Annotated in this window: 22 protein-coding genes; 17 read left to right on the top strand and 5 right to left on the bottom strand. The window is 66.5% G+C overall.

Annotated features, from left to right (window positions below):
* The first annotated feature begins 14 nt into the window (after positions 1 to 14).
* The 3 genes from ACT2FV_RS07890 to ACT2FV_RS07880 all read left to right on the top strand — a co-directional run bounded on the left by ACT2FV_RS07890 (position 15) and on the right by ACT2FV_RS07880 (position 1415).
* Positions 15 to 449: a cupin domain-containing protein gene (locus ACT2FV_RS07890; protein ID WP_444503577.1), complete on the top strand. Its 435-nt coding sequence runs from the start codon at positions 15 to 17 to the stop codon at positions 447 to 449.
* A 292-nt stretch (positions 450 to 741) separates the two neighbouring features.
* Positions 742 to 879 (top strand): HHHH-motif protein, encoded by a 138-nt coding sequence (locus ACT2FV_RS07885; protein WP_167359252.1) that lies wholly within the window; start codon positions 742 to 744, stop codon positions 877 to 879.
* A 68-nt stretch (positions 880 to 947) separates the two neighbouring features.
* Positions 948 to 1415, top strand: coding sequence for a DUF3761 domain-containing protein (locus tag ACT2FV_RS07880; RefSeq protein WP_059503738.1), 468 nt, complete (start codon positions 948 to 950; stop codon positions 1413 to 1415).
* 123 nt (positions 1416 to 1538) lie between these two features.
* On the opposite strand, the gene ACT2FV_RS07875 is transcribed toward ACT2FV_RS07880, so the two are convergent.
* On the bottom strand, positions 1539 to 2897 hold the full coding sequence (locus ACT2FV_RS07875; RefSeq protein WP_444503576.1) for a polyhydroxyalkanoate depolymerase: 1359 nt from the start codon (positions 2895 to 2897) through the stop codon (positions 1539 to 1541).
* Positions 2898 to 3197: 300 nt separating this feature from the next.
* On the opposite strand from ACT2FV_RS07875, the gene ACT2FV_RS07870 reads away from it, so the two are divergent.
* From ACT2FV_RS07870 to ACT2FV_RS07845, 6 genes are all read left to right on the top strand, one after another.
* Positions 3198 to 3860, top strand: a complete 663-nt coding sequence (locus tag ACT2FV_RS07870) for a glutathione S-transferase family protein (protein WP_124620993.1) — start codon at positions 3198 to 3200, stop codon at positions 3858 to 3860.
* Between the two features lie 235 nt (positions 3861 to 4095).
* Positions 4096 to 5343 (top strand): Crp/Fnr family transcriptional regulator, encoded by a 1248-nt coding sequence (locus ACT2FV_RS07865; protein WP_444503575.1) that lies wholly within the window; start codon positions 4096 to 4098, stop codon positions 5341 to 5343.
* A gap of 22 nt (positions 5344 to 5365) precedes the next feature.
* Complete coding sequence (locus ACT2FV_RS07860) at positions 5366 to 6130, top strand: flagellar motor protein (RefSeq protein WP_059531800.1); 765 nt, start codon at positions 5366 to 5368, stop codon at positions 6128 to 6130.
* A gap of 18 nt (positions 6131 to 6148) precedes the next feature.
* Positions 6149 to 6826 carry an OmpA/MotB family protein gene (locus tag ACT2FV_RS07855; RefSeq protein WP_444503574.1) on the top strand — a complete coding sequence of 226 codons (678 nt, stop codon included), beginning with the start codon at positions 6149 to 6151 and terminating at the stop codon, positions 6824 to 6826.
* A gap of 149 nt (positions 6827 to 6975) precedes the next feature.
* Positions 6976 to 8838 (top strand): methyl-accepting chemotaxis protein, encoded by a 1863-nt coding sequence (locus ACT2FV_RS07850; RefSeq protein WP_444503573.1) that lies wholly within the window; start codon positions 6976 to 6978, stop codon positions 8836 to 8838.
* The gene (locus tag ACT2FV_RS07845) at positions 8831 to 9727 is read left to right on the top strand and encodes a hypothetical protein (RefSeq protein WP_444503572.1); all 897 of its coding nucleotides are present in this window, start codon (positions 8831 to 8833) and stop codon (positions 9725 to 9727) included. The genes ACT2FV_RS07850 and ACT2FV_RS07845 overlap by 8 nt, the downstream gene beginning before the upstream one ends.
* Before the next feature lie 116 nt (positions 9728 to 9843).
* On the opposite strand, the gene wecB is transcribed toward ACT2FV_RS07845, so the two are convergent.
* Entirely contained in the window at positions 9844 to 11061 is a 1218-nt protein-coding gene (gene wecB, locus ACT2FV_RS07840) for a non-hydrolyzing UDP-N-acetylglucosamine 2-epimerase (RefSeq protein WP_151048341.1), read from the bottom strand.
* A gap of 1244 nt (positions 11062 to 12305) precedes the next feature.
* Here wecB and ACT2FV_RS07835 point away from each other — a divergent pair.
* From ACT2FV_RS07835 to ACT2FV_RS07800, 8 genes are all read left to right on the top strand, one after another.
* The gene (locus ACT2FV_RS07835; protein WP_151048343.1) at positions 12306 to 13841 is read left to right on the top strand and encodes a glycosyltransferase family 2 protein; all 1536 of its coding nucleotides are present in this window, start codon (positions 12306 to 12308) and stop codon (positions 13839 to 13841) included.
* Positions 13842 to 13844: 3 nt separating this feature from the next.
* On the top strand, positions 13845 to 14840 hold the full coding sequence (locus ACT2FV_RS07830; RefSeq protein ID WP_226114805.1) for a polymer-forming cytoskeletal protein: 996 nt from the start codon (positions 13845 to 13847) through the stop codon (positions 14838 to 14840).
* Between the two features lie 11 nt (positions 14841 to 14851).
* Complete coding sequence (locus ACT2FV_RS07825; RefSeq protein ID WP_124901360.1) at positions 14852 to 15868, top strand: YaiO family outer membrane beta-barrel protein; 1017 nt, start codon at positions 14852 to 14854, stop codon at positions 15866 to 15868.
* A 14-nt stretch (positions 15869 to 15882) separates the two neighbouring features.
* Complete coding sequence (locus tag ACT2FV_RS07820) at positions 15883 to 16653, top strand: hypothetical protein (protein WP_444503571.1); 771 nt, start codon at positions 15883 to 15885, stop codon at positions 16651 to 16653.
* 309 nt (positions 16654 to 16962) lie between these two features.
* Positions 16963 to 19116, top strand: a complete 2154-nt coding sequence (locus ACT2FV_RS07815) for a hypothetical protein (RefSeq protein ID WP_151048346.1) — start codon at positions 16963 to 16965, stop codon at positions 19114 to 19116.
* A 92-nt stretch (positions 19117 to 19208) separates the two neighbouring features.
* A complete protein-coding gene (locus ACT2FV_RS07810; RefSeq protein ID WP_151048347.1) occupies positions 19209 to 20297 on the top strand; it encodes a hypothetical protein in 1089 nt (362 codons plus the stop codon).
* 47 nt (positions 20298 to 20344) lie between these two features.
* Entirely contained in the window at positions 20345 to 22162 is a 1818-nt protein-coding gene (gene glmS / locus ACT2FV_RS07805; RefSeq protein WP_444503570.1) for a glutamine--fructose-6-phosphate transaminase (isomerizing), read from the top strand.
* Between the two features lie 191 nt (positions 22163 to 22353).
* A complete protein-coding gene (locus tag ACT2FV_RS07800) occupies positions 22354 to 22764 on the top strand; it encodes a TIGR02594 family protein (RefSeq protein ID WP_175915679.1) in 411 nt (136 codons plus the stop codon).
* A gap of 63 nt (positions 22765 to 22827) precedes the next feature.
* Here ACT2FV_RS07800 and ACT2FV_RS07795 read toward each other — a convergent pair whose 3' ends face one another.
* The 3 genes from ACT2FV_RS07795 to ACT2FV_RS07785 are packed head-to-tail and all read right to left on the bottom strand — an operon-like array spanning position 22828 to position 26972.
* Entirely contained in the window at positions 22828 to 24276 is a 1449-nt protein-coding gene (locus ACT2FV_RS07795; RefSeq protein ID WP_444503569.1) for an efflux transporter outer membrane subunit, read from the bottom strand.
* Between the two features lie 16 nt (positions 24277 to 24292).
* Positions 24293 to 25867, bottom strand: a complete 1575-nt coding sequence (locus tag ACT2FV_RS07790; protein WP_151048350.1) for a DHA2 family efflux MFS transporter permease subunit — start codon at positions 25865 to 25867, stop codon at positions 24293 to 24295.
* Between the two features lie 13 nt (positions 25868 to 25880).
* Complete coding sequence (locus ACT2FV_RS07785) at positions 25881 to 26972, bottom strand: HlyD family secretion protein (protein WP_151048351.1); 1092 nt, start codon at positions 26970 to 26972, stop codon at positions 25881 to 25883.
* Positions 26973 to 26979 lie beyond the last annotated feature (7 nt).

Below are 26979 nucleotides of genomic sequence, written 5' to 3'. Positions count from 1 at the left end.
CGAGGAGCACCGCGATGAGCACGCCGACCCCTGCCGCGTTTTCCCACGTGAGGCCGCAGGACACCGCGTATCAAGGCGAAGGCCTGCGCGACTTCTTCCTGTATCGCGATCTTGGCATCGCGGCCGCGACGAACGGCAAGGTCGTCGCGCAACTCGTCAGGGCGAATCATGCACCGGCGGCGGGCACCGGCTGGCACCGTCACGAGGCCGAGTTCCACATCGTGATCATGCTGAAGGGCTGGGCGCGCTTCATGTACGGCGACCGCGAGACGCTGGTGAACGCCGGCGACTGCGTGCACCAGGCACCGGGAATCGTGCATTACCTGTTCGACTATTCGCCCGACATGGAGTATCTGGAGATCGTCGGGCCGGCCGATTTCAAGTCGATCGACGTCGACGGGCCATGCGAAGTGCCTGCGCCGACGCCGTGGGGCGACGCGGGCGCGTAGCCTCCGTTGTTTCGCACGCGAGGCATCCACGTGCCTGTGAAAGACCGCCTTCGGGCGGTTTTTTTATTGATCTTGTCCGGACACGTCGTCCTGCTTCGGTCATTCGATATCCAAAGCATTCGCCATGTAATGAAATGGAAAGAACTGACGGTTGTTTGTCAGTCACGCGTGACGTTTCGTTACACGCTGTCAAAGATGGTCAATTCGACACGGGTGCGGTGCACGGCGCATCGTCGGCCGGCGTTAAGGGGATAACAGCCGGAGCGCCGGCTGGCTTACCCAGGAGAATGTCATGACCCGCATCGCGAAGATCCTGACCGTAACGGCCGTCGCCTGCGCCGCGCTCGTGCCGGCGCTGGCCGAAGCCCATTCGCACCGCGTGTGCCATTTCGATCACCACCATCACCGCGTGTGCCGCTGGGTCCGTTGACCCGTGGCGCGGTATTCCCCGCATCGCGTCGGGACGTTTTTCCCATTCAGGCAAATCAGGAGAGGACTATGAAAAAGACGATGTTGATCGCCGCGCTCGTCGCGGGCATGGGCATGTCGATCGGTGCGTTCGCACAGGTTCCGGCCAGCGCGCCGGCCGGCACGACCGGGCTGTGCAAGGACGGTTCGTTCTACTCGGGCGCGTCGAAGAAGGGCGCATGCGCCGGTCACAAGGGCGTGAAGACGTGGTACGGCGCATCGTCGGCAGCCGCGGCCAGCGCACCGGCCGCAGCCCCCGCGACCGCGGCTTCCGCTTCCGCCGCATCGGGCGCGGCACCGGCGAAGAGCGCGCCCGCGACGACCGCGGCAGCGGCGCCCGGCGGCGGCGCGGGCAAGGTGTGGGCCAACGACAGCACGAAGGTCTACCACTGCTCGACCGACAAGTACTACGGCAAGACGAAGCACGGCAGCTACATGTCGGAAGCCGATGCGAAGGCGAAGGGTTACCACGCATCGCACGGCAAGGCCTGTTCGTAATATCGACGGCGTGCGCGAGCCTTGCCGCTCGCGCACTGACCGACATCGCGCCCCGCCATCCGTGCGGGGCGATTCGTTTGCAGCGCCGATGTGCCGCGTACATCGCTGCCGTACCGCGCGCGTTCAGTGCACGCGATCGGATTGCGTCGCGGTCGCCGCCGCATCGTGATCGGCCGCGCGCGCGTCGAGCAATGACCGCAGCGTCACGTAGTGCGCGCCGCTCGCTCCGCCGTCCGTATCGGCGCTGCGATCGTACGGTTCGTTGTCATGGATCGTCGCACGTACGATCGGATAGATCTGCGTTTCCCAACGGCTGCCGTTGAACACGCCATAGTGACCCACGCCCGTCTGCACGTGGTGCGTTTTCAGGTAAGGCGGCAATCCGGAACACAGCTCCTGCGCGGCCACCGTCTGGCCCACGGCGCAGATGTCGTCCTTCTCGCCCTCGATCGTCAGCAGCGCGGTGCGGTGGATCGCCGCCGGTTCCACCAGCCGGTCGCCGACCATCAGCTCGCCGCGCGCGAGCGCGTATTGCTGGAATACTTTCTCGACCGTTTCCAGATAGAACTCCGCGGTGAGATCGGCCGTCGCGAAGTATTCGTCGTAGAAGTGGCGCAGCGTGTCGGCTTTCGCCAAGTCGCCTTTCGCACGCTCGTAGTAGAGGTCGGCAAACGAAGCGGCATGGCGATCGGGATTCATCGACATGAACGCGCCGACCTGCACGAAGCCCGGATACACGCAACGCTGCGCGCCGACGAAGCCCGGCGGCACGACACTGATCAGGTTGCGCGCGAACCATTCGATCGGCCGGCTCGTGGCGAGCGCATTGACTTTCGTCGGATTCACGCGGCAGTCGATCGGCCCCGCCATCAGCGTCAGGCTCGCGGGTTGGGTCGGATCTCCGCCGGCGGCCATCAGCGCGACGGCCGACAGCGCGGCGACGGTCGGCTGGCAGATCGCGAGCACGTGCGCGTCCGGGCCGATCTGGTGAATGAAATCGATCACGTGCCCGACGTATTCGTCGAAGCCGAAACGCCCGGCCGAAAGCGGGATGTCTCGCGGGTTGTGCCAGTCGGTGATGTACACGTCGTGATCGGCCAGCATCGTGCCGACGGTGCCGCGCAGCAGCGTCGCGAAATGCCCGGACATCGGCGCGACGATCAGCACGCGCGGCTGGCGCGCAACCGGCCGCGCCTTGCGGAAATGCAGCAGCGTGCCGAACGGCGTGGCCGCCGCGGCTTCCTCGACGATCGGCACCGATTCGCCGTCGACGACCACCGACGCGATGCCGAACGGCGGGCGCCGGTGCGAGAACGCGCAGCATTCGAGCAGTTCGCACAGCGCGTCGACCATGCGGCCCGTCGGCGTCGACGTGGCGGGCGGCCACATCGACATCGTCGCGCGTGTGGCGGCCGCCCATGCGCGCGCCGGACGCAGGCATTCGGCAGACCATTGGTAGAACGGGTAGGCAAGCAGGTTCATGGTCGTCGCTCGTTGCGTCACGTTGCATGGAGCGAGGCAAGCCGTATGCCAGCATGCGGCTGGCACGCGCGTTGCACGCGGTTCGCGAACACGGCGACTCACACGGCGACCCATGTGGCTCCGTGCAGCCGGACGACCGAACGCCACGCGCAACTGCAGCGGTTCGGGGTAACGGCCGTGCCGCCACACCGTGCGGCGGCGCGCCAGTTCGGCGAACGCGCCGCACTGGCGTGGTGCGGTTCGCGTGGCGCGGCGCGCTTTCGGTGCAGGGGCACGAACGGCAATCAGCAGGAGAGCGACATGGAAGCTACCGGACAGACGACGTTGACCATCAGCAGCCGCAACTACTCGTCGTGGTCGATGCGCGGCTGGCTGCTCGCAAGGTTGAGCGGGCTCGTGTTCGAGACCGTCAGCGCGCCGATCGACGCGGCATCGCGCGCGGAACTGCTGCTGCTGTCGCCGTCGATCCTCGTGCCGTGCCTGACGCACGACGGCAGCAGGGTGTGGGACACGCTTGCGATCGCCGAATATCTGAACGAGATCCGGCCGCAGGCGCAACTGTTGCCCGACGACCGGCATGCGCGCGCGCATTGCCGGTCGATCTGCGGCGAGATGCATTCCGGTTTCAGCGCGCTGCGCTCCGCGCTGCCGATGAACCTGCGCGCGCATTTTCCCGGTTTCCGGATCTGGTCGCGTGCGCAGCACGACATCGAACGCATCGTGACGATCTGGCGCGATTGTCTGGCCGCATACGGCGGCCCCTGGCTGTTCGGCGAGCGGATCGGTGTCGCCGATGCGATGTACGCGCCGGTCGTCACGCGATTCCTGACCTACGACGTGAAACTCGAACCCGATATCGCCGAATACTGCATGCGCATCCTCGCGCATCCGTTCGTCGCGGAGTGGATCGATGCCGCAAAAGCAGAGCAGGAAGACATCGACGAACTGGACATGGAGTTCTGACGCGCGACGCACCTTCGTTCCCTGAATCGGACGCAGGCACGTCCATCGAAACGAATCACCGCTGCGGCCGTGCAGCTCGCAAACGTTTCACGTTGATTTTCGCTGGAAACAAGCACGAATTCCCTAAAGGATGCCGGTCCGGATGACGTTAAGCGGGCACGGGGACGACTGTCGATCGCATGCATGTGACATGCGACGCGCAGTCCGCAACAACCAGCGCAGCAGGGGAACCAACTTGAATCGTCAGCAATCTTGGACGCGTACGGCCGCGCCCGGCGAGATCATCTACTCGGAGGGCTTCGCCGGCGAGCCCGTCATCTTTCTGATCGCCGACGGCAAGGTCGAGCTGTCGACGCGCTGCGAAGACAAGCGTGTCGTCGTCGCGACGCTCGGGCGCGGCGAGTTCTTCGGCGAATCCGCGCTGCTCTCATCCGAGCCGCGCGCGCATACGGCGAAGGCGCTGTCGTTCTGTCAGCTCACGGTCGTGCCGGCCGCGCTGCTCGACGAGGAAATCGAGCACGTGTCGGCGCTGCTCCGTCATGTCGTGCGCACGATGATCCGGCGCGTGAAGCGCAAGGACGACCAGCTCGCGACCTATACGCACGCGGACTTCATGCCGGGCGTGCTGTCGTATGCGCATGTGCTGTCGCTGATGGCGGGTGCCGACACGCGCGGATCGGACGACGCGTGGTCGCGGCGGCCGATGCAGGCGCAAGCGGCCGAGGCATCGGTGCCGCTCGCGGACGTGATTCGCCGCTGTCGCGCGATCGCCGGGCATTCGCGCCCGCACGTGCTTGCGATGCTGCGCCGCATGGAGAAGCTCAATCTCGTCACGATCGAAGCCGCGCAGGCCGACCATGCCGGCGGCGCGGTCGATTACTCGGCGTCATCGGATGCGCGCCAGGTCGTCACGTTCGATGCCGCGCGCGTGGTCGATCGCGCGCAGCAGGTCGCCGATCACGATCTCGACCTGTCGATCAACAGCGAGCTTGAACTGATCGAACTGGCCGATCTCGAGGCGCTGATCGGCGTCGACCGGAAGTTGCTGCTCAACAAGCTGTCGCACGGCGAGATCGCCGACGAGGTGTTCGCGTTCCGCAAGTCGAAAGTGCTCGGTTACGTCGAGCAGAAAGGCGTTGCGTATTTCTCGCGGCGCAGCCCGCGCGCCGGCGGCGACGTGCGTGCGCTCGAGGATATCGTGTGGGTCGATCAGCGTACGCTGTTCGATGTGATCAGTGCATTCGATACCTACGATCTCGCAAAGCTGATCGCGAGCCTCGACGATCGCGCGGTGGCCGACAAGTTGTTCTCCGTGATGACGGAAGCGCGGCGCAACGAGGTGTCGTGGGTGATGCGCCGTGAGCTGAAGCTCGACCCGATCGAGATCGAGGAGATCGAACGGCGCGTGCTCGATGCCGTGCGCGCGGCCAAGGCGCCGGCGGCAGGTGCGGCACCCATGCCGCTGGCTTCATCCGACGTGTGACGCGCGACCGACGGAGACATCTATGGACTTGTTGACCCTGGCCGGCGTGCTGCTCGGCGGCGCGGCCATCGTATTCGGCTTCGCACTGGAAGGCGGGCATTTTTCGACGCTGTTCCAGTTCGAGGCGCTCGTGATCGTGCTCGGCGGTACGCTCGGCGCGGTGATGATCCAGAACACGTGGGCGCGGTTCTTCGATGCGGTGAAACAGTTGCGACTCGCGTTCGTGCGTGCGCAGGAAGTCGACCGCAAGCACCTGACCGACCTGCTGGAGTGGGGCGATCGCGCGAAGCTCGACGGGTTGCTCGCCTTCGAATCGATGGACGTGAGCGGCATCCATCCGTTCGCGCGGCGCGGGCTCGAACTGCTCGCGAACGGCGTGTCGACCGCCGTGCTCGAGGACGCGCTGCACCGCGAGCTCGACGCATACGAGCGCAGCCGGCTCGCGGCCGCGCGCGTGTGGCAGCAGGCCGGCGGCTATGCGCCGACATTCGGCATTCTCGGCTCGGTGCTCGGGCTGGTTCAGGTGACGAGCCACATTCTCGAACCGGCGCAGCTCGGGCCGGGCATCGCGGTCGCGTTCATCGCGACGCTCTACGGCCTCGCGTTTGCGAACCTCGTGTTTCTGCCGCTCTACGGCAAGCTGCGCGCGCAGATCGACAGCGAATTGCGTTTCCGCAAGCTCTATCTCGACGGCCTGCTCGCGATCTCGCGCAAGGAATCGCCGCATACGATCGAGACGCGGCTGACCGGCGACGTGCGCGGCCGCGCGGCTGAGTCTCTCGCATGACGCACCGGGAGCTTCGACATGACCGCTCGAACTGACGGCGCGCGGGCGGGCTCGGCCGCCGCCGATCGCGACGACGAAGCCGAAGGCACGCAGTCCGGACGCTGGCTGATTTCCTACGCGGATCTCATCACGACCCTGATGGTTCTGTTTCTCGCGCTGTACGTGCTGCAGCTCGCGAAATACAACGCGCTCGACGCGCGCTATCAGACGCTCGCGCGGCACGACAACGGGACCGCGAGCGCGCCGGGCGCAGCGATGCCCGAGCGTGCCCCCGCATGGCTGGCATCGCTCGACGCGCTGAAGTCGAACGGGCGCATCTCGCTTGTGCGCGCGCCGCACGGCATCGAGATCGGCATCGACGCGAAGGTCCTGTTCAACGTCGGCGATGCACGTTTGCTGGCCGATGCGACGCCGGTGCTGAGCCAGATCGCGCGGGCGCTGAGCGAGCATGCGACCGGCGACATTCTCGTCGAAGGGCACACCGACAGCGTGCCGATCGCGAATGCGAAATACGAATCGAACTGGGAGCTGTCGTCCGCGCGGGCGGGCAGCGTGGTGCGCTATCTGGCCGATCGCGGCGTCGCACCTCACCGGCTCGCCGCGATCGGGCGGGCCGATACGCAGCCGCTCGTCGCGGGCGACGATGCGGCCGCGCGGGCGCGCAACCGGCGCGTGACGATCTTCGTCGCGTATTGAGCGTGCGAGCCTCGACAGGCGCGCGACGGTCATCCGTCAACGACATATCGGATCCCGCATGACGAACATGTGAACCCGGCGATGCGATTCCGCGCGCGCCTGCCGATAACCCAAGCTGGCTCAGACCGAGCGGTTATCGAGGGTTCCCCATGCATTTCTGGCGCACGCTGTCCATTCAGAACAAGCTGGTTCTCAGCATGACGAGCTGCCTGCTCGTGTTCGTCGCGATCTCGAGCGGGTTGAGTGTCCGCCTGATCGGCAACGCCGTGCGCGATCGCGTCGTCCACGAAGAGCTGCCGACGGCCGTGAGCGGCATCCGCGCCGACGTGCAGCGGCAGATGGCCGGGCCGATCGCCGCGTCGCGCGTCCTCGCGCGCGATGCGTTCCTGCTGCAATGGGAAGCCGACGGCGGGCCCGACGCCGGCACGCGCAGCTGGACCGAGCTGGCGAGGAACGTGAAGGACGAGCAGAAGGCGGCGTCCGTGCAGTGGGTGTCGATGAAGAGTGGCAACTACTACAACGAGGCCGGCCTGCAGCGGAAGGTCACCGACAACGATCGGTGGCTCGCGACCTTCCTCGCGTCGGGCAAGACCTACGAAGTGAACATGGATCGCGAGGTCACGGCCGGCGGCTACATGATGTTCATCAACAGCCGCGTGGAACTCGACGGCACGCCGGTCGGCGCGACCGGCATGAGCCTGTCCGTCGATGCGCTCGCGAAGGGGATCGCCGCGTACCGGATCGGCGATACCGGGTTCGCGTTCCTCGTGCGGCCCGACGGCGCGATCATGATGCATCGCGATACGTCGCTGATCGACGGCAAGCACTTCCTGAAGGACGAACCGGGGCTGCCCGGTGATGCGTCGTCGACGCTGCTGGCCGGCAAGCCGTATGCGTACCTGAGCTACGACGGCGACGGCGGTGCGCGCTTCATCGCGACGTCGTTCATTCCGGAGCTGAATGCGTATGTGGTCGTCGAAGTGCCGCAGGCTGAACTGCTCGGCCCGGTGACGCGTGCGATTCGCAGCGCGGCGCTGGTCGCTGCGGTCGCGGGCCTCGCTGTCGCGCTGATCGTGATCTGGCTGGTCGGACGCGCGATCGCCGCGCCGATCCGCCGCGCGGCGACGCTGCTGTCGGAGATCGCGAGCGGCCAGGGCGACCTGACGCGCCGGATGACGGTCGAGAGCGAGGACGAGATCGGCCAGCTGTCGGACGCGTTCAACCGCTTCGTGTCGTCGTTGTCGACGCTCGTCCACCGCATTCGCGCTGCGTCCGCGTCGATCGCGACCGGATCCGCGCAGATCGCGTCGGGCAATGCGGACCTCAGCGAGCGGACCGAAGGGCAGTCGAGCAACCTCGAGCGGACGGCTTCGTCGATGGAGGAAATCACGGCGGTCGTGCGCAACAACACCGAAACCGCGACGACGGCCGCGAAGCTGATCACCGGCGCGTCCGATACGGCGACGCGCGGCGGGCACGTCGTGAGTGAAGTCGTGACGACGATGGAGCAGATCAGCGATGCGTCGCAGCGGATCTCCGAGATCATCGTGATGATCGACAGCATCTCGTTCCAGACGAACATCCTCGCGCTGAATGCGGCGGTCGAGGCCGCACGCGCCGGCGAGCAGGGACGCGGGTTCGCGGTCGTTGCGTCGGAGGTGCGCAACCTCGCGCAGCGCAGCGCGCAGGCGGCGAAGGAGATCAAGGCGCTGATCGAGCACAGCGCGGGGACGGTGAACGCCGGGTCGCGGCTCGTCAGCGAGGCCGGGAAGGTGATGAGCGACGTCGTATCGCAGGTGCAGGGCGTCAGCGCGATGATGAGCGAGATCGCCGAGGCGAGCCTTGAACAGAGCGCCGGCATCGACCAGATCGGCGACGCGGTGCAGTCGCTCGATCAGATGACGCAGCAGAATGCGGCGCTGGTGGAGGAAAGCGCGGCGGCAGCGGAAAGCCTGAAGCAGCAGGCGGCGGAACTGACGCGGCTGGTATCGGCATTCAAGGTTGATGAATGAAGCGCGCACGACGTTAGAATGGTGCGCTTCTCAGGGACGTCGGCCGCGGGATCACGGCAGACGTTTTCGCTGTCGGCGCGGGATTCGGTACGTCATAAAAATGAAGCGCATTTCAAGACTGAAGGTCGGGGTAGGGGCGGTGGTGGTCGCGGCGGTGCTCGCCGCAGTCGGGGCGAAGGTGATCGCATCACCGGCGGATTCGTATCTTGCTTATCGGAAGAACGCCGCGGCGGCCGTGGCGGCGGCGCGAACGGAAGATCGGCCGAGTGTCGACCGACAGTACACGGCCGACGTGAATGCACGGCTCGCCCGGCTCATCGGCACGGTGCGGGCGAAAGGGTTTGCCGCGAAGGCGGCGGGCACGGTGCAGAGCGTCGGCCCCGTCGACGGGGTGCGGCCGGGGCCGGACGGGCTGGCCTTCAAGTCGGCCGACGGCAAGACGAATCTCGTCGTGACGATGGTTCCGTTGCTGAAGGCATGGGCGAGCACGGCGGATGCGGGCATCAAGCCGACGGACGACGTGGCCGCGATTCTCGACAATGAAACGCTTTACACGGACGTATTCAGCGACGACGCCGCTGCGTTTCGCTTCGCCGAGTTGCCCGTCAAGCGGCAGCCGGCCGACGGCGTGGTGAAGGCATGGCTGCTGGGTGAAAGCCAGGACGGCGTGCCGGACGGGCCGAACACGCTGGCCGTGTCGGTCCGGCAGGGCGAACGGGTTTATATCCAGTGGAAGAGCGTGACGCTGCGCCCGATCGTGGCGTGCAGCGTGGGGCGCGTGCCCGAGGACGCGCGGCAGGCGTGTTTCGCCAGGCAGGTGGTGTCACAGCGGATCTACCCGCGGCTCGTCGCACTGGCGCAATCGATGGCCGATGCCGTGGTCCGGTAGCGGTCGGCGCTCGCACGGCGCGATTCGATGGCGAGGGACAGCGGTTCGCATCCGACCAACGACGGACGGCGACATCGCGCGTCGTCGCCCGTCGGCATATCGTCCGATGACCGGATTCAAGGCGACCGCAACGCCTGCAACCCCAGCGTGAGCGCGTTGAACGGCATCTCGGCGGCCCCCAGCGAAAAGCTCGTCGCCTTCGCAGTCGCGCCCGGCGAATGCATCAGCGCGTGAACGATCCGCTCGCTCGCATGGCCGTCGCCATACGGATTGCTCGCGCGCGCCATTTCCTCGTACGCGCTTTCGCTGTCGAACAGCCGCGACGCCTCCCAGACGATTCGGTCCTGGTCCGTGCCGACGAGCCGCGCGGTACCGGCCTGGATCGCTTCGGGCCGCTCGGTCGTCTCGCGCGTGACGAGCACCGGCTTGCCGAGCGCAGGCCCTTCCTCCTGGATGCCGCCTGAATCGGTGATGATGAAGTACGAGCGAGACATCAGGAATACGAACGAAAGGTATTCCTGCGGCTCGATCAGGTAAATATTCGGCACGCTGCCGAGCAGCGCACGCGCCGGCTCGCGCACGTGCGGATTCAGGTGCAGCGGATAGACGAACTGCGCATCGCGATAGCGGTTCGCGAGCGTGCAGAGTGCCTCGCAGAAATGCCGGAATGGCTCCCCGAAGCTCTCGCGGCGATGGCCGGTGATCAGCACGACGCGACGGGACGGATCGAGAAAAGGAAAGTGCGCGGCGACCTTGTCATTGAGCACGGAATCGTGGTCGAGCATGCGTTTGACGTCGTGCAGCGCATCGATCACGGTGTTGCCCGTCATCACGACCGCGCCGACCGGCACGCCTTCGCTGAACAGGTTGTCGCGTGCCTGACCGGTCGGCGCGAAATGCCATGACGACACCGCATCGGTTACGCGGCGATTCAATTCCTCCGGCCACGGCGACCAGATGTCGCCGCTGCGCAGTCCCGCTTCGACGTGTCCGACCGGCAGATAGCGGTAGAACGCCGCGAGACTGACGGCCAGCGTCGTCGTCGTGTCGCCGTGCACCAGGACGACGTCGGGGCGAAAGTCGTCGAAGACGATCCCGATCGCCTGAAGAATGCCGGTCGTGACGTCGGTCAGCGTCTGGCTCTGGCGCATCAGGTTGAGATCGTAGTCTGGCTTGATGTCGAACAAGGTGAGGACCTGATCCAGCATTTCCCGATGCTGGGCGGTAACGCACACACGGGCGTCGACATCCTTGCGCGACTTCAGCGCGCGGACGAGCGGCGCCATCTTGATGGCTTCCGGCCGGGTCCCGAATACAAGCAAGATCTTCTTCATCGTTTTCCTCGTTGAGCATCTTCGCGCTGGAAGCCCCGGCATCTGGCGCCAAGCTTGGTTGCAGGCGACCCGTCCCGTCCCCGCGTGCGGCCACGCCGGCCGGCATCGGCCGCGCGACATTCAGCGATGTGGCGGGGCGAGCGCACCGTTCTTGTCCGCGCGGTCTCCGCCACGCAATCGTCGGACTACGGAGGCACCCTTGCACCTCGTCAATCACGTCATGAGCGTTCCTCACTGTGTCGATCGCCACGTCCTTCCGTCACACGATTCGCGTTGCCGCGCGCCGACGCGCCGGTAAGGTGATCCCGCTTTCCATACAGCAATATTCAAACCAGCGGCCCCTGCGTCCGGTTCCAATTCGCGCGGCACTCGCGGTTCGCTACGGAACGTTTCACAACTGCTACGAAGGTCACATCGGTGGACGGCCACGGTGCAGATAAACGGTCGACCGTGCGCGCGAGCGGTCCGGTCGCGTCATTCGAAGAATGGCGGCGTGGCTCGAGCGTCGACTGCCGCTCGAACGGTACCCGTCTTTCGAAGCGCATTGAATCGATTCGATATGCGAATTTTGTCTGGGCAATGAAAGGCGCGACGCGGATCATCCGGATCGGGGCATGGACCAATGACTTGCCCGTCGCGCCGCATCGCTCGCGCTGCCCGAGTCGACAGGCGCGAAATGTTGCGTATCTGTAACGCGTGGCCGGAATGCGGCTGGCGTGCCCGCATGACGGCCTTCCGGCGCGCGCGCCAGTGGTAGCGCGCACGCTTTCCGGCCGTGGTCCGTGCGCCGGCGCTTCGCGACTGACCGCGTCGCGAAGCGGCATCGTTCGAGGCGATGCACGTGCGATGAACAGACAATTCGCCGCGCAACGCGAACGGATCGCGATGCCGACCGCACATGCCGTGCCAAAAGCTGATTCGCCGGTGAATCAAAAACACTCGGCCGCCGTCCCGGCCGCGCCCGCTGCCTGATCGCCGGTCCTTGCCGCACGGGGCCCGGCGGACGATGGCTCGCCGCTTGCTTGTTCTGGGCGGACAGGTGCGTTCCGACGTGTTCCAACGACAGCAGACGGACAGGGACGCCAAAGCAACGAATCCGGAAAGCGGCACGACACTTTCGTCCGGCGCGGAAGACGCCCGCGCTTGCACGACGAACGTGCGGCCGCTTCCCATTGACATCCGCGCGATTCACGGCCCGGGCGCAAGCGCTCGGCTGCCGCCGTCGCCGGCACGGGGGCCAGGACATGAAGAACCGTCGGACGGTGTCGCTCTGCGTCGAAGGCATCCTGCTGCTGATCGTGCTGGCCTGCTCGCAGGTCGTGCACGACACCGCATCGCGGCCGTTCGTCGACGCGGTGCGCATCGGCATGCCAGCCGCAGGCGCGGCAGAGCGCAGCACCGCGTATGTCGGTGCCGCGCCGTTCGCGGTGCGCGCGTCGACCGACGCGGACGCGTTGCTCGAACCGGCGCCAGCCCATACCGAGCCGGTCACGTTCGATCCCGACTGGCTATTGATCCCCGGTGTCGCCTACCTGTGGCTGTTCACGCTTCTGACCTGCGTCTACGCGGCGCGGCATTACGTGTTCAGTCTCGACCGTCTGTTCAAGCCACAACACGCACCTTATCAGGCGGTGACCCACGGCGAATGGCCGCGGCTCACGGTGTTCGTCGCCGCGCACAACGAAGAAGCCGTCGTCGTCGATTGCCTGATGGCGCTGCTCGCGACGACCTATCCGCACGACCGGCTGACGATCATCCCGGTCAACGACCGCTCGACCGACAACACGCGCGCGCTGATCGACGAGGTGCAAGCGCTGGCGCCCGAGCTCATCAAGCCGTTTCACCGCGAGAGCGGCAAGCCGGGCAAGGCGGCCGCGCTGAAGGACGCGCTGCGCTTCATCCGCGGCGACATCATGGTGGTGTTCGATGCCGACTACCTGCCGCGTCCCGGGTTGTTGAAGGAACTCGTCGCGCCGTTCTTCGATCCGGAAGTCGGCGCGGTAATGGGCCGCGTCGTGCCGCAGAACGCCGACAGCAACCTGCTCGCGCGGCTGCTCGATCTCGAGCGCGCGGGCGGCTATCAGGTCAACCAGCAGGCGCGCAACAACCTGAACCTGGTGCCGCAGTACGGCGGCACGGTCGGCGGCATCCGCAAGGGTGCGCTCGATGCGGTCGGCGGATGGTGCGACGACATGCTCGCCGAGGATACCGACATGACCTATCGCCTGCTGCTGAGCGACTGGCGCACGGTCTACCTGAATCACGCCGAATGCTATGAGGAAGTGCCCGAGCGCTGGGCAGTGCGCGCGCGGCAACTGACGCGCTGGGCGAAGGGGCACAACCAGACGCTGCTGCGCTATTTCGGTCCGGTGTTGCGCAATCCGCTGATCTCGCGACGCTGCCGGCTGGACGGCGCGCTGCTGCTCGGCGTGTTCCTGATGCCCGCGCTGCTCGCGATCGCGTGGGGCACCGCGATCACGCTTTATCTGCTCAATGGCGTCAACTCGACCGCGCTCGGCCTGCTCGTGTCGTTGTTCGCGCTGTTCGCGTTCAGCACCTTCGGCAACTTCGGCGTGTTCTTCGAGATCGTCGTCGCCGCGCGGCTCGACGGTCGCGCGACGCGCCTGCGGCTCGTGCCGGTCAACGTGGTCGGTTTTTGCGTGACGATCGCGGCCGTGGTCTCCGCGCTATGGGGGCTCGTGCTCGATGCCGCGTTGCGGCGCGAACTGAAATGGGACAAGACCGAGCGTTTTCGCCGGCAATTGAAACCGGGGCGGTGAACGATGACGACCTTCAATGTGATGGTGCCGGTGGCAGGCGTGCTGAGCCTGCCGTTCCTGCCGCTGCTGCACGAGCTGATCCGGCGCAGCGACGTGGCGGCACTGCCGATCGGCGACGGGCCGTTCGTCGATCAGGCGCTGCTCGCCGCGCGCTGGCGCGATGCGCTGCGCGTGCACGTGGGCGGTGCGCGGCCGGCCGATTCGTCCGCAACGGCGCCGTGGCACGCGCTCGGGCTCCTGGTCCGGCATGACGACGAGATCCGCGTCGTGCACGACGAGCATTGCGAGGACGTGCTGTACGCCGATCGCGCGATCACGCTCGACCGCGGCGCGCGGGCCACGTATGCGTTCGCCGAGCAGCGCATCGACGTTCATGCCGGCGCGACGATCGGCATGCTCGCACACGCGCCGCATATCGACGTCGATAGCGCGGTGCTGCGCGGCGTCGTGGTGGGCGGGACGGTATACCTGCATGGTGCCGGCGGCTTCGCGTGCCTGTACGGCGAGCCGATCGTCTTCGGCAAGGTGCCGGTGCTACCGGCCGACGATACGGCCGTCGCGCCGCGCCGTGCGGTCTCGCTGACGCGCCACTTTTCCAGGCTGCCGCATCGCTACGTGCACGGCCGCTACCTGCTCTCCTGCGACGTGCGTCTGCCCGCACATACGGTCGTGCAGGGCAACCTCGTCGTGGACGGCACGCTGGTGCTCGGTGACGGCTGCGTGCTGCGCGGCAGCGTCAAGGCGCATCGCGTCGAGCTCGAGCGCCATGCATTCCTGCACGGCTCGGTGTTCGCGCGGGACGACGTGCTGCTCGCCAGCGGCAGCTGCATCGACGGCGTCGTGTCGGCCGGTGGGCTGCTGCGTCTGACCGGCGCGCGCATCGGCGTCACCGGTCATCCTGTCAGCGCCTGTGCGCGCGACGTCTCGGTCGTCGGCCATGCATGCGTGCACGGCGACCTCGTCGCATGCCGCAGCGGCTGGTTCCATGCATCCCGTTAAGGAGCACCTCCATGTCCGATCGATCCCGCCGTCGCCGCTCGCGCGCACCGGTCGCCGCACTGGCGGTGCTGTGCGGCGTTGCCGTCGGCCCGCTGCCGGTGCTCGCGGCGCAGCCGGATGATGCCGGCGCGCCGGCACCCGCGCAGTCGCCCGACGCCGCCGTGCCCGTCATCGTGCCGCGCATGCTCGACACGCCCGCGTTCGTGCGCGTGTCCGCCGATGGCCTGCCGGACGGCACGTCGCTCGCGGAATTCTCGCCTGACGATACGAACCGGCCGCCGTTGCCAGACGCCGTGATCGCGCACGTGCAGGCGCCGAGCGAACGGCATGCCGAGATGTCGCTCGGCGTGTCCAGCGCACACCTGACGCACGGGTATGGCGACTGGTACGGCGTGCACGTGCGCGGCGTCTATCAGGACGGTGGTCGCACGATACTCGGCGAGCTGGCGCAGTTGCATCGCTTCGGCGAGAGCACGCAGCTGGGCGCATTGACGTATGTGCAGGACCTGGGACCGGACTGGTTCGGCGGCATCGGTTTTTCCGGCACCACGTCCGGGACGATCCTGCCGAGCGCGCGCGTCGACCTCTCGATCAACCGCAAGCTGCTGTCCAACCGGTCGCTGATCGTGTCGCTGGGCGCGGGCTATGCATGGAACCGCAGCGGCCACAGGGATCAGCTGTATCACGCGGGCCTGATCTGGTATGCGCTGCCGAAGTGGATCTTCGAGGCGGGTACCAACTACACGGTCGATTCGCCGGGGTCGGTGAAGGCGCCGCAATACTACGGCGCGGTCACCTACGGCGAGGTCGGCAAGAGCGTGATCACGCTGCGTGGCGGGTTCGGGCGCGAGGCGTACCAGGTCACCGGATCCGGTTCGCAGATCGCCGATTTCCGCAGTCATGAAATGAGCGCGAAATGGCGCTACTGGTTCACGCGCAAGTGGGGTACGCAAGTCGAGTTCGACTACTACCATAACCCCTACTATTCACGGATCGGCGGCGAGCTGAGCGTGTTCTATCGCTGGTAGCGGGAGCGGACGCCGTGCAGACGCATCCCGTCCGTCCTTCCGTCGACCGTTCGCTGCGGATCCACCCGCATCCGCAGCGCTGGCTGATGTCGATCGTGCTGCTGACCCCGACGCTCTATGCGTTGCTGTGGCTCGGTCTGCCGCTCGCGTGGCGCTACTGGCGCGCGGTCATGACGTGGGGGGCGCACGAGATCGACCCGGCATTGCACGTGATCGTGATCGGCTACCCGCCCGATGCGCCGCGCGTACTGCTGCTGTCGATCGATCTCGCCGCGAGAATGCCGAGCGGCACGCAGCTTGCCGTGACCGCCGTGCTATGCGCGATCGGCTTCGGCGCGTCGTTCTTCCGGCGTGCGAACTGGTTGCCCGTTGCATATCTGTTACGTATCGCGAGCTTCACGCAGCTGCTGATCTGCGCGTATTTCTGGCTCGCACCGGGCGCGTTCCCGTATGTGCCGATGCTGCATCTGCGTGACATGTTCGTGCTGCACGGCGCGGCGATCACGCTGATTCCGCTGGTGATGGCGGCGCTGTACTATCCGCTCGATTTCACGCCGCTGCAGAAGATCGCCGCATCGCTTCTCGTGGTCGGCTACTTCGTGTTTGCGCTGCCGTTCGTGATGCTGCTGCACGCGGTCGTCATCCACCATGGCTCGTTGCTGTTCCTGCCGTTCTGCTATTTCCTCCTCGGCGGCCCGCTGCTGATCGGCCTGCTCGTCACGCTCTACACCTACTGCGCGAGCTGGCCCGGCTCGCTGACGAATCCGTCCGACGATTCGCGCTGATGGCGCGTGAAAACGCCGCCGTATCAGTGATGAAACGAATCGGCCGCGTTTTTTGCCGCACCGCACGGCACGCGACGCACGGAGCGAGCACGACAGGGCTTCCGGAGCCAATGGCACGTTGTTCGCTTCTCTTCCTGCGTCGCATCGATTCCTTTCCAACGGAGAAGACGGCCCGGCCGCCGACGGCCGACGTCTCTCGATGTTCGACGAACTGGGCAGCCGCACACATCTACCGGGCAAGGTGGGCCGAGCTGGCGGCACGCGCTTCGCTGCTGTGGCGCCACCCATTCCTTGAGCGAGGAGCACACCATGTTGGCAAAGTCAGGCAAGTTCTTGCGGATACTATTCGCGCTGTTCGCGCTGGCGTTCGCATTCAGTCCGGGCGGCGTTCGGGCGGCCACCAACCAGCTTCTCCTGTTGGTGCCCGACACGCTGACGCTGCCTGATCCTCGCGTGTCCGCATGGCTCGATACCGCGCAGGAGGAAGGGTTGCAGATCACGGTGATGACCGACAGCCAGTTCATGGCCGCCGGGTCGTCGCTGTCGCAGTATCCCGGCCTGATCCTGCCGGACCAGGTTCATACGACGGCCGACGACACGCTCGTGACGGCGATCCAGAACTACGCGCTGAACGGCGGCAAGGTGATGCTCGTCTACGATTTCGGCGTACTGAATTCGGCCGGATTCTACGTGAGCCCGAAGTCTCGTTTCAGCAACATGGTCGGCGTCGACTACGTGTTGTATGACCAATACGGCGGCAACATGATCGGCCTCGGCAACGTGACCGGCATGAGCAGCTGGCTGCGCACGCTGCAGGTGCCCCCCGGCAAGTCGATGGCATGGACGACGACGACTTCGGCGACCACGGCCGCCAGCCCCACGACGTCGTTCGCATCGACGAGCAGCTCCGGCTCGTCGAAGACGTCTGCGTCGACGTCGGGCACCAACGCGCTGTTCCTGCCCGCCAGCCCGTCGAACCCGGGCGGCCTCGCCAATTACAACCACCAGGCATGGTTCCAGTACACCACGTCGCCCACCGGCAGCGGCCTGCTGACCCAGACGCTGCCGAAGCTGACCGGCACCGTGACCGGCAAGCTGAAGAAGACCACCACGTATAGCGCCGGTTCGCTGCTGAGCACCTCGACCGGCACGACGTCGACCGCGCTTGCGTCCACGCTGGCCACCACCGACACGCTCGAAGGCATCTCCGGCTACGTGTACGGCTTTCTGACCTATCCGAGCTTCGTGACGCAGGGCACGTATTCGGGCACGACGATCCTGACGTCGCCGAACTTCGGGCTGGTGTCCGGCTACAACCCGTACGGCAACGGCGGCGTGCTGTTCGTCAACCTGCCGCTCGCCTACCTCGACGGCCAGACCGACGGGATGCTGATCCACGGTTACCTGCATTATTTCGGCACGCAGATGCTGAACCTGCCGTCGCTATCGCCGCTGCCGAAGGCGGTGGGAGGGATCGTGTTCGACTGGCACTTCTGCGCTGAGGACCAGATCCAACCGGCGCTTTACCTGAAGAGTCTCGGCGTATGGAACAACGGTCCGTTTACATTTTCGGTGACGGCGGGGCCCGACGAGGCAACGTTCGGCGACGGCAATGGCATCAACCTCGCCAACAACCCGACGGCACAGAATCTCCTCAAGTATCTGGTGAACAAGGGACATCGCGTCGGCAGCCAAGGCGGATGGATTCACGACTACTGGGGGGCGTATGCCAGCGAAACGAACCAGAGCACGTTCCAGCAGTATCTGGTGATGAACCATCAGGCGGTCCAGGCCGCGACCGGCGTGCCGGACGTGGAGTATGCGGCGCCTGAAGGCAATACGCCCACCTGGTCCGTAAACTGGCTGGAAAGCAACGGTTTCAACGGATATTACTTCACCGGTCACACCGGCTCGGCGCCGACCCGCGCATATAGAAATGGTGCGCTACTGAATCCCGGACTGTGGGCTTATCCGGTGTCGCCTTTCGGCAAGTACGCGACCTTTGAAGAATTCCAGCAATACGGGGTGCCGACATCCGACGTGAACAACTGGTACGCGAGCCTGCTGAATTTCGTCGCCGCAAACCATACCAGCCGGATGATTTACGCGCACCCGATCGGCGCGTCGTCTTATACGTCGACGTTGTCCGCGATCTTCACGCAAGCCAATACGCTGAAGTTCGCGGGGCAGTTCCGGTGGTACACGATGAGCGACATCACGATCTTCGACCGGGCGCGCCTGAACGTCACGTGGTCGGCCACCGACACGGGCAGCGGCTGGGCATTCTCGGCCAGCCACCCGACGAGCCTGACGAACATGACGTGGCTGCTGCCGAAGGCTGCGTATGCGTTACCGATCATCACGCAAGGTAGCGGCAGCGTGAATATCACCGACTCGACGTACTGGCTCGTAACCGCGAATAGCGGCACCAGCCTCAAGTTCACCAGCGCCAAGGTGCACTGAGCCGCAACGTCGATACACTCGCCGGCGCGCGACGCGGCCAACGCCGCGCCCGGCGAATTGCGCAGGACTACCGCGCAGGAGCCCCCCCCATCATGAACCGGCCCGCGCTTTTCCCGGCCGCACGCGCGTGCGTGGCGGCCTTCGTCAGGCAGTGCCATGCGTGGCGCGTTGCCTGTTGCGTCGCCGCGTGCTGCTCCGTGCTGCACGTCGGCGCCGCCGAACTTCAGCTGAACGGGCTGTATCAACGCCCGGACGGTGCGATCACAGTGCGCCTGAACGGCGCCGGCATCGATCCATATTTCGCGGCGAAGGCGCTGCTTGCCGCCGCCGACACCCGCATGGATGCCCGCCAGGCGGCACTCGCATGGATCGCATGGGTGTTGCCACGCCAGCGTCTGGACGGGGGATTCGACCGCTTCTGCGTGAAGAGCGGACTGACCAGCCCGTGCGCGGAAGCCGACGCGGACGACGCGATGATGGCGACCTGGATCGAGCTGCTCGCGCGCTTTGCGCCGCCCGACGGGATGCCGGCGGCCTGGGAACTCAGCCTGAACCGCGCGGGCGCGCACCTGGACACGCTGCTCGACAAGGCGAGCGGCGTCTATCAGATTTCGTCGTCGCTGCATGTCGCGCTGCTGATGGATAACGTCGAGGTGCACAGTGCGTTCCAGGCACTCGCCGCGTATTACGTGCGCCGCGCCGATTACGTGCATGCGGGGCCGTGGAGCCAGCGTGCCGACCGGCTGTCGTCCGCGATCGTCAAGGTGTTCTGGCGCGGCACGCAATCCGGCTTTCGCGCGAGCACGCAGAAGATCAGCGACACGAGCTTCTATCCGGCGAAAGTCGCGCAGATCTTTCCGATCCTGTCCGGCATCCAGGTGCCTGACCAGTCGAACGAGACGATCTATGCGCAGTGGATGCAGAAGTACGGCAAGACCTGGATGCAACTCGCCGGCTCCGATTTTCCGTGGGGGCTGATCGCGCTGGTCGCCTACAAGATGAACGACTGGAGCACCGTCGCCTGCTGGTATGCGCGCTCGGGCCCGTACCGTCATGGCGCGCACTGGAACGTACTGGAGGAGGCGCTGTACCTGGCATTCGAAAGCCGGATGACCGATCCGCTCGCACCCGCCAAATGCGGGTTCACGACGGCGGAGGTAACGGTGACCGGATCGCGCTGACACGACGGCGCACGGTCGATGAACGGAAACAGGGAAGGAGACGTGTCATGTGTGGCATCGTCGGCGCGGTCGCGCAACGGAACATCGTTCCGATTCTGATTGAAGGTTTGCGCCGCCTCGAATATCGCGGCTACGATTCATGCGGCGTGGCGACTGTCGTCGACGGGCAGGCGCGCCGAGAGCGCAGCGTGTCGCGCGTCGCCGATCTCGACGCACACGTGCGCAGTGCCGGGCTGTCCGGCAGCACCGGCATCGCGCACACCCGGTGGGCGACGCATGGCGCGCCCGCGACCTGCAATGCGCATCCGATCTTCTCGCGCGACGAAATCGCGCTCGTGCACAACGGCATCATCGAGAATCATGAAACGTTGCGCAGGCAACTGTCTGACGAGAACTATCAGTTCGATGGCCAGACCGATACGGAGGTCGTCGCCCATCTGATCCACAGCAAGTACCGCGGCGATCTGCTCGCCGCCGTGCGCGATGCGACGTCGCAGCTGCACGGCGCCTACGCGATCGCGGTGTTCAGCAAGCATGAGCCGGAGCGGCTGATCGGCGCGCGGGTGGGATCGCCGCTCGTCGTCGGCCTGAAGGATGACGAATGCTTTCTCGCGTCCGACGCGCTCGCGCTCGCCGGCATCACCGATCGCTTCATCTTTCTCGAGGAAGGCGACATCGTCGAACTGACGCCGGGCGGTGTGCGAATTCTCGAACGCGGCGGCACGCCGGTCGATCGCCCGATCCAGACTGTCTCGTCGGCGCAGGCCGCGGTCGAGCTCGGGCCGTACCGGCATTTCATGCAGAAGGAGATTTTCGAGCAACCTCAGGCCGTGGCCGCGACGATTCCCGATGCGGGGCTGTTCGATCCGGCGATATTCGGCCCGGATGCCGCGCGCGCGTTCGAACAGATCGACAACGTGCTGATTCTCGCGTGCGGCACGAGTCACTATTCCGGCCTGACCGCGCGCCGCTGGCTCGAGACGATCGCGCGCCTGCCCGCGCAGGTCGAGATCGCGAGCGAATACCGTTACAGCGACGCGCTCGCGCTGCCGAATACGCTGGTGGTCAGCGTGTCGCAATCCGGCGAGACTGCCGACACGCTCGCCGCGCTCAAGTTTGCACAGGCGCTCGGCCACATCGATACGCTGGCGATCTGCAACGTGCCGACCAGCGCGATGATGCGTCAGACCGGCCTGCGGTTCCTCACGCGCGCGGGCCCGGAAATCGGCGTCGCGTCGACCAAGGCGTTCACGACGCAGCTCGTCGCGCTGTTCATACTCGCGGTGACGCTCGGCCGGCTGCGCGGCTACGTCGACGATGCGCAACTCGCACGTTATACGACGCAGTTGCGACGGCTGCCGAGCGCGCTCGAGGATGTGCTCACGCTCGAACAGCAGATCGAGCGCTGGGCCGCGGAGTTCTCGCGGCACGAGAACGCGTTGTTCCTCGGGCGCGGGCTGCATTACCCGATCGCGCTCGAAGGGGCGCTGAAGTTGAAGGAGATTTCGTACATTCACGCGGAAGCGTATCCGGCCGGCGAACTGAAGCACGGGCCGCTTGCGCTCGTGACGCACGCAATGCCGGTCGCGACGATTGCGCCGAACGACGCGCTGCTCGAGAAGCTCAAGTCGAACATGCAGGAAGTGCGGGCGAGGGGCGGGCAGCTTTACGTATTCGCCGATGCCGATACGCGGATCGATAACAGCGAAGGCGTGTCGGTGCTGCGAATGCCGGATTACTACGGGCTGCTGTCGCCGATCCTGCACGTCGTGCCGCTTCAGCTGCTCGCGTATCACGCCGCTTGCCTGCGCGGCGCGGATATCGACAAGCCGAGGAACCTGGCGAAATCGGTGACGGTGGAGTAGCGCAAGGGAGTCGAAGACGCGTGTGGCAGTCACGCATTCCGTCCGACCTCGCAACCGAGGCGGCCCGAACCGGCGCTGTCATACCGACGCATTCGTGCGAAGATTCACGATCCGTTCCGGCAACCGAACCCGAGACCGTCGTGATCCGATCGAACCCCGAGGGCAACCCGCAAGCCGGCCATCCGCCGTGGATGGCCGTCGCACTGGCCGAGCTGGGCATTCGCCGCTTCCCGCCCGGCAGCATCAATCCGCGCATCGTCGAGTACAACAACCACACGAACCTCGTCGGCTACGACGACAAGATTTCGTGGTGTTCGTCGTTCGTCAACTGGTGCATGACGCATGCCGGCATCCGCGGCACGGGGTCGGCGCTCGCGCGTTCGTGGCTCGAATGGGGGCGGCCGCTGGAGCGCCCGGTGTACGGTTGCGTCGCGATTCTGACGCGCGACGACCCCGTGAGCTGGAAGGGGCACGTCGGGTTCTATCTACGTCACGACGACGAGCGTGTCCACCTGTTCGGCGGCAATCAGCTCGAAGAGGTGCGCGAACTTGCGTATCCGGTGAGCGAGGTGATCGGATACCGGTGGCCGGACGCAGGCTGATCGCGCCGCACGCCCGGCCTCCCGCGCACGGACGACGGCGCCGGCGTCGCACGGCGGCCGTGGTCAATCCTGTGCGGCGGTGGCAGCGGCGGCCACGGCCTGCGGTTCACCCGCCGCCTCGTTCCTGCTCCACCCGCCGCCGAGCGATCGATACAACGCGACCGCCGCCAGCGCATGCTCTCGCCGGACCTGATTGAGCGCATCCGAATCCCGCAGATACACTTCCTGCGCCGACAGCACGTCCAGAAAATCCGTCGCGCCGCCCTTATAGAGCTGGTTCGCCAGCCCGAGCGCCTTGTCCGACGCCGAGAGCGCGCTGTCGAGGCGCCGCGTCGCTTCATCGCTGCTGACGAGGTTCGCACGCGCATCCTCGACTTCCCGCAGCGCCTGCAGCATCGTCTGCCGCAACCCGAGTTCCGACTCGCGCATTCGGCTTTCGCTTTGCGTGATGTCGGCGGTGATTCGCCCCGCGTTGAAGATCGGGCTCGTCGCGCTCAACGCCGCGCTGAACAGGTTATCGGTCAGCGTCGGCAACCCGAGATACGACGCGGCCAGAATCCCGTCCGTCAGGTTCAGCGAGAACTTCGGATACCGCTCGGCCTTCGCGACACCGACCTGCGCCGCGCGCCGCTCGACCTGTGCGTAGGCGGTGAGCACGTCCGGCCGGCGCAGCAGCGCCTGCGATGGCAGCGTGGCGGGCGACCCGGCAGGCGGCGCCGGAATCGCGCCGGCCTGCGCGAGCATGATCCGGTCGTTCGACTCGGGCGTGCGGCCCGAATACACGGCGATCAGGTTGAGCTGATGCGCGATCTGCGCGCGCGTCGGCGGAATCCGCGCTTCGAGCGCATCGAGCTGGTTCTGCGCGCGCGTGACGTCGAGCTCCGTCGACAGCCCGAACGCCTGCCGCTTGCGCGTGAGTTCGAGCGCATGCCGGCGGATCGCCGCGTTGTCCTGGAGGATCTTCAGCTCCTGTTGCGCCCAGCGCAGGTCGACATAGGCCGAGGCCGCATCGGCCGCGAGCGCGAGCCGCATCGCGTCTTCCGCGTGCTTTTGCCCGACCAGCTCGGCCTGCGCGGCCAGCAGGTCGAGCCGTTCGCCGCCGAACACGTCCGGCGACCAGCTCAGCGCGAGTCCCGCGCCGGCCTGCCGCACGTAGCCGAGCGGCGGCGGCGTGTTCTGGCGCGTGTCGGCCGCCCGCGCGGTCGCGTCGAGTTCGGGCAGCAGCACCGCGCGCTTCTGCACGGTCAGCGCCTGCGCCTGCTTCACGCGTTCGGCCGCGGCCTGCAGATCGAGGTTGCCGTCGAGCACGGTCGCGATCAGCCGGTCGAGCTCGGGGTCGTTGAACTGCGCCCACCATGCGGCGGCGTCGATGTCCGCACGCGGCACGTCGGTGTCCCACGCGGCGGGCGCGAGCGATTGCGCGGAATCCTGCAGCGCCGGGTGCTGCGCGGGCTGCACCGCACACCCCGCGGCGAATGCGCTGACGGCCAGCGCGACGAGTAGCTTTTTCATGATGACGACCTTGGCTTCAGTGCGCGTCCGGCGGCGGCGCGTTCAGGGTGATGGGACGGGAAAACGCGACGGCAAGCAGCGCGACCACGAAGCACAGCGACAGCGTGTAGTACGCATCCGCGTAGGTGAGCGTCAGCGCTTCGCGATAGATCAGGCGATGCAGGTTCGCGAGGCCGGCCTGCGCGGTATCGAGCGTGTTGCCGGCCACCGAGGTCCAGTACGCGGCCTGGCGGTCGAGCAGCGACGCGACCTGCGGCTCGCCCGCGCTCACGTGTTCGTTCAGGCGCAGGTAGTGGAAGTTGAGCCGGTCGTTGAGCATCGTCGCGCTCACCGCGATGCCGATCGCACCGCCGAGGTTGCGCATCAGGTTGAACAGGCCGCTCGCCGACTTCAGCCGCGACTGCGGCAGCGAGCCCAGTGCCATCGTGACGATCGGCGGCACGCTGAATTGCTGGCCGATGCCGCGCAGCGCCTGCGGCAGCAGCAGCTCCCGCCAGCCCCAGTCATGCGTGATCGGCGTGTACAGGTAGCAGCCGAGGCCGAAGCAGATCAGCCCGAACACGAGCAGCACGCGCATGCTGAGGTAGCGTGCGGCGAATGCATACGCGCAGAGCGCGAGCAGCTGGAACGCACCGACCGACAGCAGCGCGATGCCGATCTGCAGCGAGCTGAACGCGCGCACCTGCGCGAGAAACAGCGGTGTCAGGAACACGGTGACGAATATCCCGATGCCCGTCACGAACGACAGCAGGCTGCCGATCCCGAAGTTGCGCACGGCGAGCGCGCGCAGGTCGACGATCGGGTCTTCCGCGGTCAGTGCGTGCACGATGAACAGGAAGCCGCAGATGCCGGAGATCCACGCGCAGATGACGATCGCATCGTCGCTGAACCAGTTCTTGCGCGGGCCTTCTTCCAGCACGTATTCGAGGCAGCCGAGGAAGCCCGACATCAGCGCGATGCCGAGATAGTCGCCGCGCTTGATGAGGCTGAGATCGGGTTCGTCGATGTGCACGTAGCGCGGCACCAGCGCGGCCACTGCGATGCCCGGTACGAGATTCAGGTAGAACAGCCAGTGCCACGACCATTGATCGGTGATCCAGCCGCCGATCACCGGCCCGATCGCCGGCGCGAGCGACGCGAGCGCGCCGATCGTCGTCGACGCGATCAGCCGCTGCTTGCCTGGAAACAGCACGAACGCGGTCGTGAACACGGTCGGGATCATCGCGGCGCCGAGCGCGCCCTGCAGCCCGCGGAACAGGATCATCGAGTTGATGTCCCACGCGAGCCCGCACAGCATGCTCGTGATCGTGAAGCCGACGGCCGACGCGACGAACAACCAGCGCGTCGACATCACCTTCGACAGCCAGCCCGACATCGGGATCACGATGATCTCGGCGATCAGGTAGGCCGTCTGCACCCAGGACAACTCGTCCTGGCTCGCGGACAGGCCGCCGCCGATGTCGCGCAGCGACGACGCGACGATCTGGATGTCGAGCGTCGCCATGAAGAAGCCGACGCACATCAGCGCGAACGCGAAGACGCGCTGCTTCGTCGGTTGCGACGCGGGGTCGCCGGAAAAGGCGGTGGTCATCGCAGGCTCCCGTTCAGTTCGCGTGGTCGGTATGCACGGTCACGACCGCGGAGAGGCCTGGACGCAGCACATGCTCGATGCCCGGCTGCGGATCGAGATGCACGCGCACCGGCACGCGCTGGACGATCTTCGTGAAGTTGCCGGTCGCGTTCTCGGGCGGCAGCACGCTGAAGGTCGCGCCGGTCGCGGGCGCCAGGCTGTCGACGCGGCCGTGCAGGCGCGTGCTCGACGCGTCGAGCGCGACGTCGACGCGATCGCCGGCGCGCATCTTGCGCAGCTGGTCTTCCTTGAAGTTCGCGTCGATCCACAGCCCGGACACGGGCACCACCGTCAGCAGCGGCACGCCGACGTTGGCGAGCATCCCGACGCGGCCCGTGCGGTTGCCGACGTAACCGTCGACGGGCGAGCGGATCGTCGTGTACTCGACGTTGAGCGCCGCGACGCGTTGCGCAGCGAGTGCCGTGTTCACGCGGGCCCGCGCATCGGTGAGCTGCGCGCCGAGCACGTCCAGCTGCCGCTTCGATGCGAGCAGCGCGGCGTCGCTGCGCGCGACGGCCGCATCCGCCTTCGAATAATCGGCATCCGCGCGTTCGACGATCTGGTTCGACACCGCATCGGATTTCACGAGCTCGCGGTAGCGCACACGGTCGGACGACGCACGCGTGAGCTCGGCGGACGACGCATTCCTGTCCGCGGCATGCTGGCCGATCACGGCGTATTGAAGCTGTTGCTTCGCTTCGAGTTCGGCCACCGCGGCGCGCGCGCTGTCGACTTCGGCGGTCGCCTGCGCGAGCTTCGCATCGTAGTCGCGCGCATCGAGCTGCACGAGCACGTCGCCGGCCTTCACGCGCTGGTTGTCGGTCACGAGAATCCTGTCGACGAAGCCGTTTACCTTCGGCGCGAGCACCGTGACGTCGCCGCCGACGTACGCATCGTCGGTGCTTTCCTGGAAGCGCAGCACGAACAGCCAGTCGAGCGTCGCGGCCGCGACCGCGACGACGACGGCGGCCACCGCGATGCGCATCCACGGTACGCGGCGCTGCTGCCTTGCCGGCCGGTCGGTTGTGGCTGCCTCGCGGGAGGCGGCGGCTTGGGTCGTTTCCATCGAATCA

Source organism: Burkholderia sp. PR2 (assembly GCF_052372875.1).
Classification (GTDB): Bacteria; Pseudomonadota; Gammaproteobacteria; order Burkholderiales; family Burkholderiaceae; genus Burkholderia; species Burkholderia diffusa.
Note: the sequence above shows the minus strand (reverse complement) of the source record. Positions and strands in the feature narration are given on the sequence as shown.

Bases quoted from the DNA above. Each gene is read 5' to 3' on its own strand.
- wecB (WP_151048341.1), bottom strand. From the start codon at position 11,061: ATGAAGAAGATCTTGCTTGTATTCGGGACCCGGCCGGAAGCCATCAAG.
- ACT2FV_RS07875 (WP_444503576.1), bottom strand. From the start codon at position 2,897: ATGAACCTGCTTGCCTACCCGTTCTACCAATGGTCTGCCGAATGCCTG.
- ACT2FV_RS07850 (WP_444503573.1), top strand. From the start codon at position 6,976: ATGCATTTCTGGCGCACGCTGTCCATTCAGAACAAGCTGGTTCTCAGC.
- ACT2FV_RS07855 (WP_444503574.1), top strand. From the start codon at position 6,149: ATGACCGCTCGAACTGACGGCGCGCGGGCGGGCTCGGCCGCCGCCGAT.
- ACT2FV_RS07830 (WP_226114805.1), top strand. From the start codon at position 13,845: ATGACGACCTTCAATGTGATGGTGCCGGTGGCAGGCGTGCTGAGCCTG.
- ACT2FV_RS07800 (WP_175915679.1), top strand. From the start codon at position 22,354: ATGGCCGTCGCACTGGCCGAGCTGGGCATTCGCCGCTTCCCGCCCGGC.
- ACT2FV_RS07885 (WP_167359252.1), top strand. From the start codon at position 742: ATGACCCGCATCGCGAAGATCCTGACCGTAACGGCCGTCGCCTGCGCC.
- ACT2FV_RS07860 (WP_059531800.1), top strand. From the start codon at position 5,366: ATGGACTTGTTGACCCTGGCCGGCGTGCTGCTCGGCGGCGCGGCCATC.
- ACT2FV_RS07870 (WP_124620993.1), top strand. From the start codon at position 3,198: ATGGAAGCTACCGGACAGACGACGTTGACCATCAGCAGCCGCAACTAC.
- ACT2FV_RS07810 (WP_151048347.1), top strand. From the start codon at position 19,209: ATGAACCGGCCCGCGCTTTTCCCGGCCGCACGCGCGTGCGTGGCGGCC.
- ACT2FV_RS07815 (WP_151048346.1), top strand. From the start codon at position 16,963: ATGTTGGCAAAGTCAGGCAAGTTCTTGCGGATACTATTCGCGCTGTTC.
- ACT2FV_RS07890 (WP_444503577.1), top strand. From the start codon at position 15: ATGAGCACGCCGACCCCTGCCGCGTTTTCCCACGTGAGGCCGCAGGAC.
- ACT2FV_RS07825 (WP_124901360.1), top strand. From the start codon at position 14,852: ATGTCCGATCGATCCCGCCGTCGCCGCTCGCGCGCACCGGTCGCCGCA.
- ACT2FV_RS07835 (WP_151048343.1), top strand. From the start codon at position 12,306: ATGAAGAACCGTCGGACGGTGTCGCTCTGCGTCGAAGGCATCCTGCTG.
- ACT2FV_RS07785 (WP_151048351.1), bottom strand. From the start codon at position 26,972: ATGGAAACGACCCAAGCCGCCGCCTCCCGCGAGGCAGCCACAACCGAC.
- ACT2FV_RS07845 (WP_444503572.1), top strand. From the start codon at position 8,831: ATGAATGAAGCGCGCACGACGTTAGAATGGTGCGCTTCTCAGGGACGT.
- ACT2FV_RS07795 (WP_444503569.1), bottom strand. From the start codon at position 24,276: ATGAAAAAGCTACTCGTCGCGCTGGCCGTCAGCGCATTCGCCGCGGGG.
- ACT2FV_RS07790 (WP_151048350.1), bottom strand. From the start codon at position 25,867: ATGACCACCGCCTTTTCCGGCGACCCCGCGTCGCAACCGACGAAGCAG.
- ACT2FV_RS07880 (WP_059503738.1), top strand. From the start codon at position 948: ATGAAAAAGACGATGTTGATCGCCGCGCTCGTCGCGGGCATGGGCATG.
- glmS (WP_444503570.1), top strand. From the start codon at position 20,345: ATGTGTGGCATCGTCGGCGCGGTCGCGCAACGGAACATCGTTCCGATT.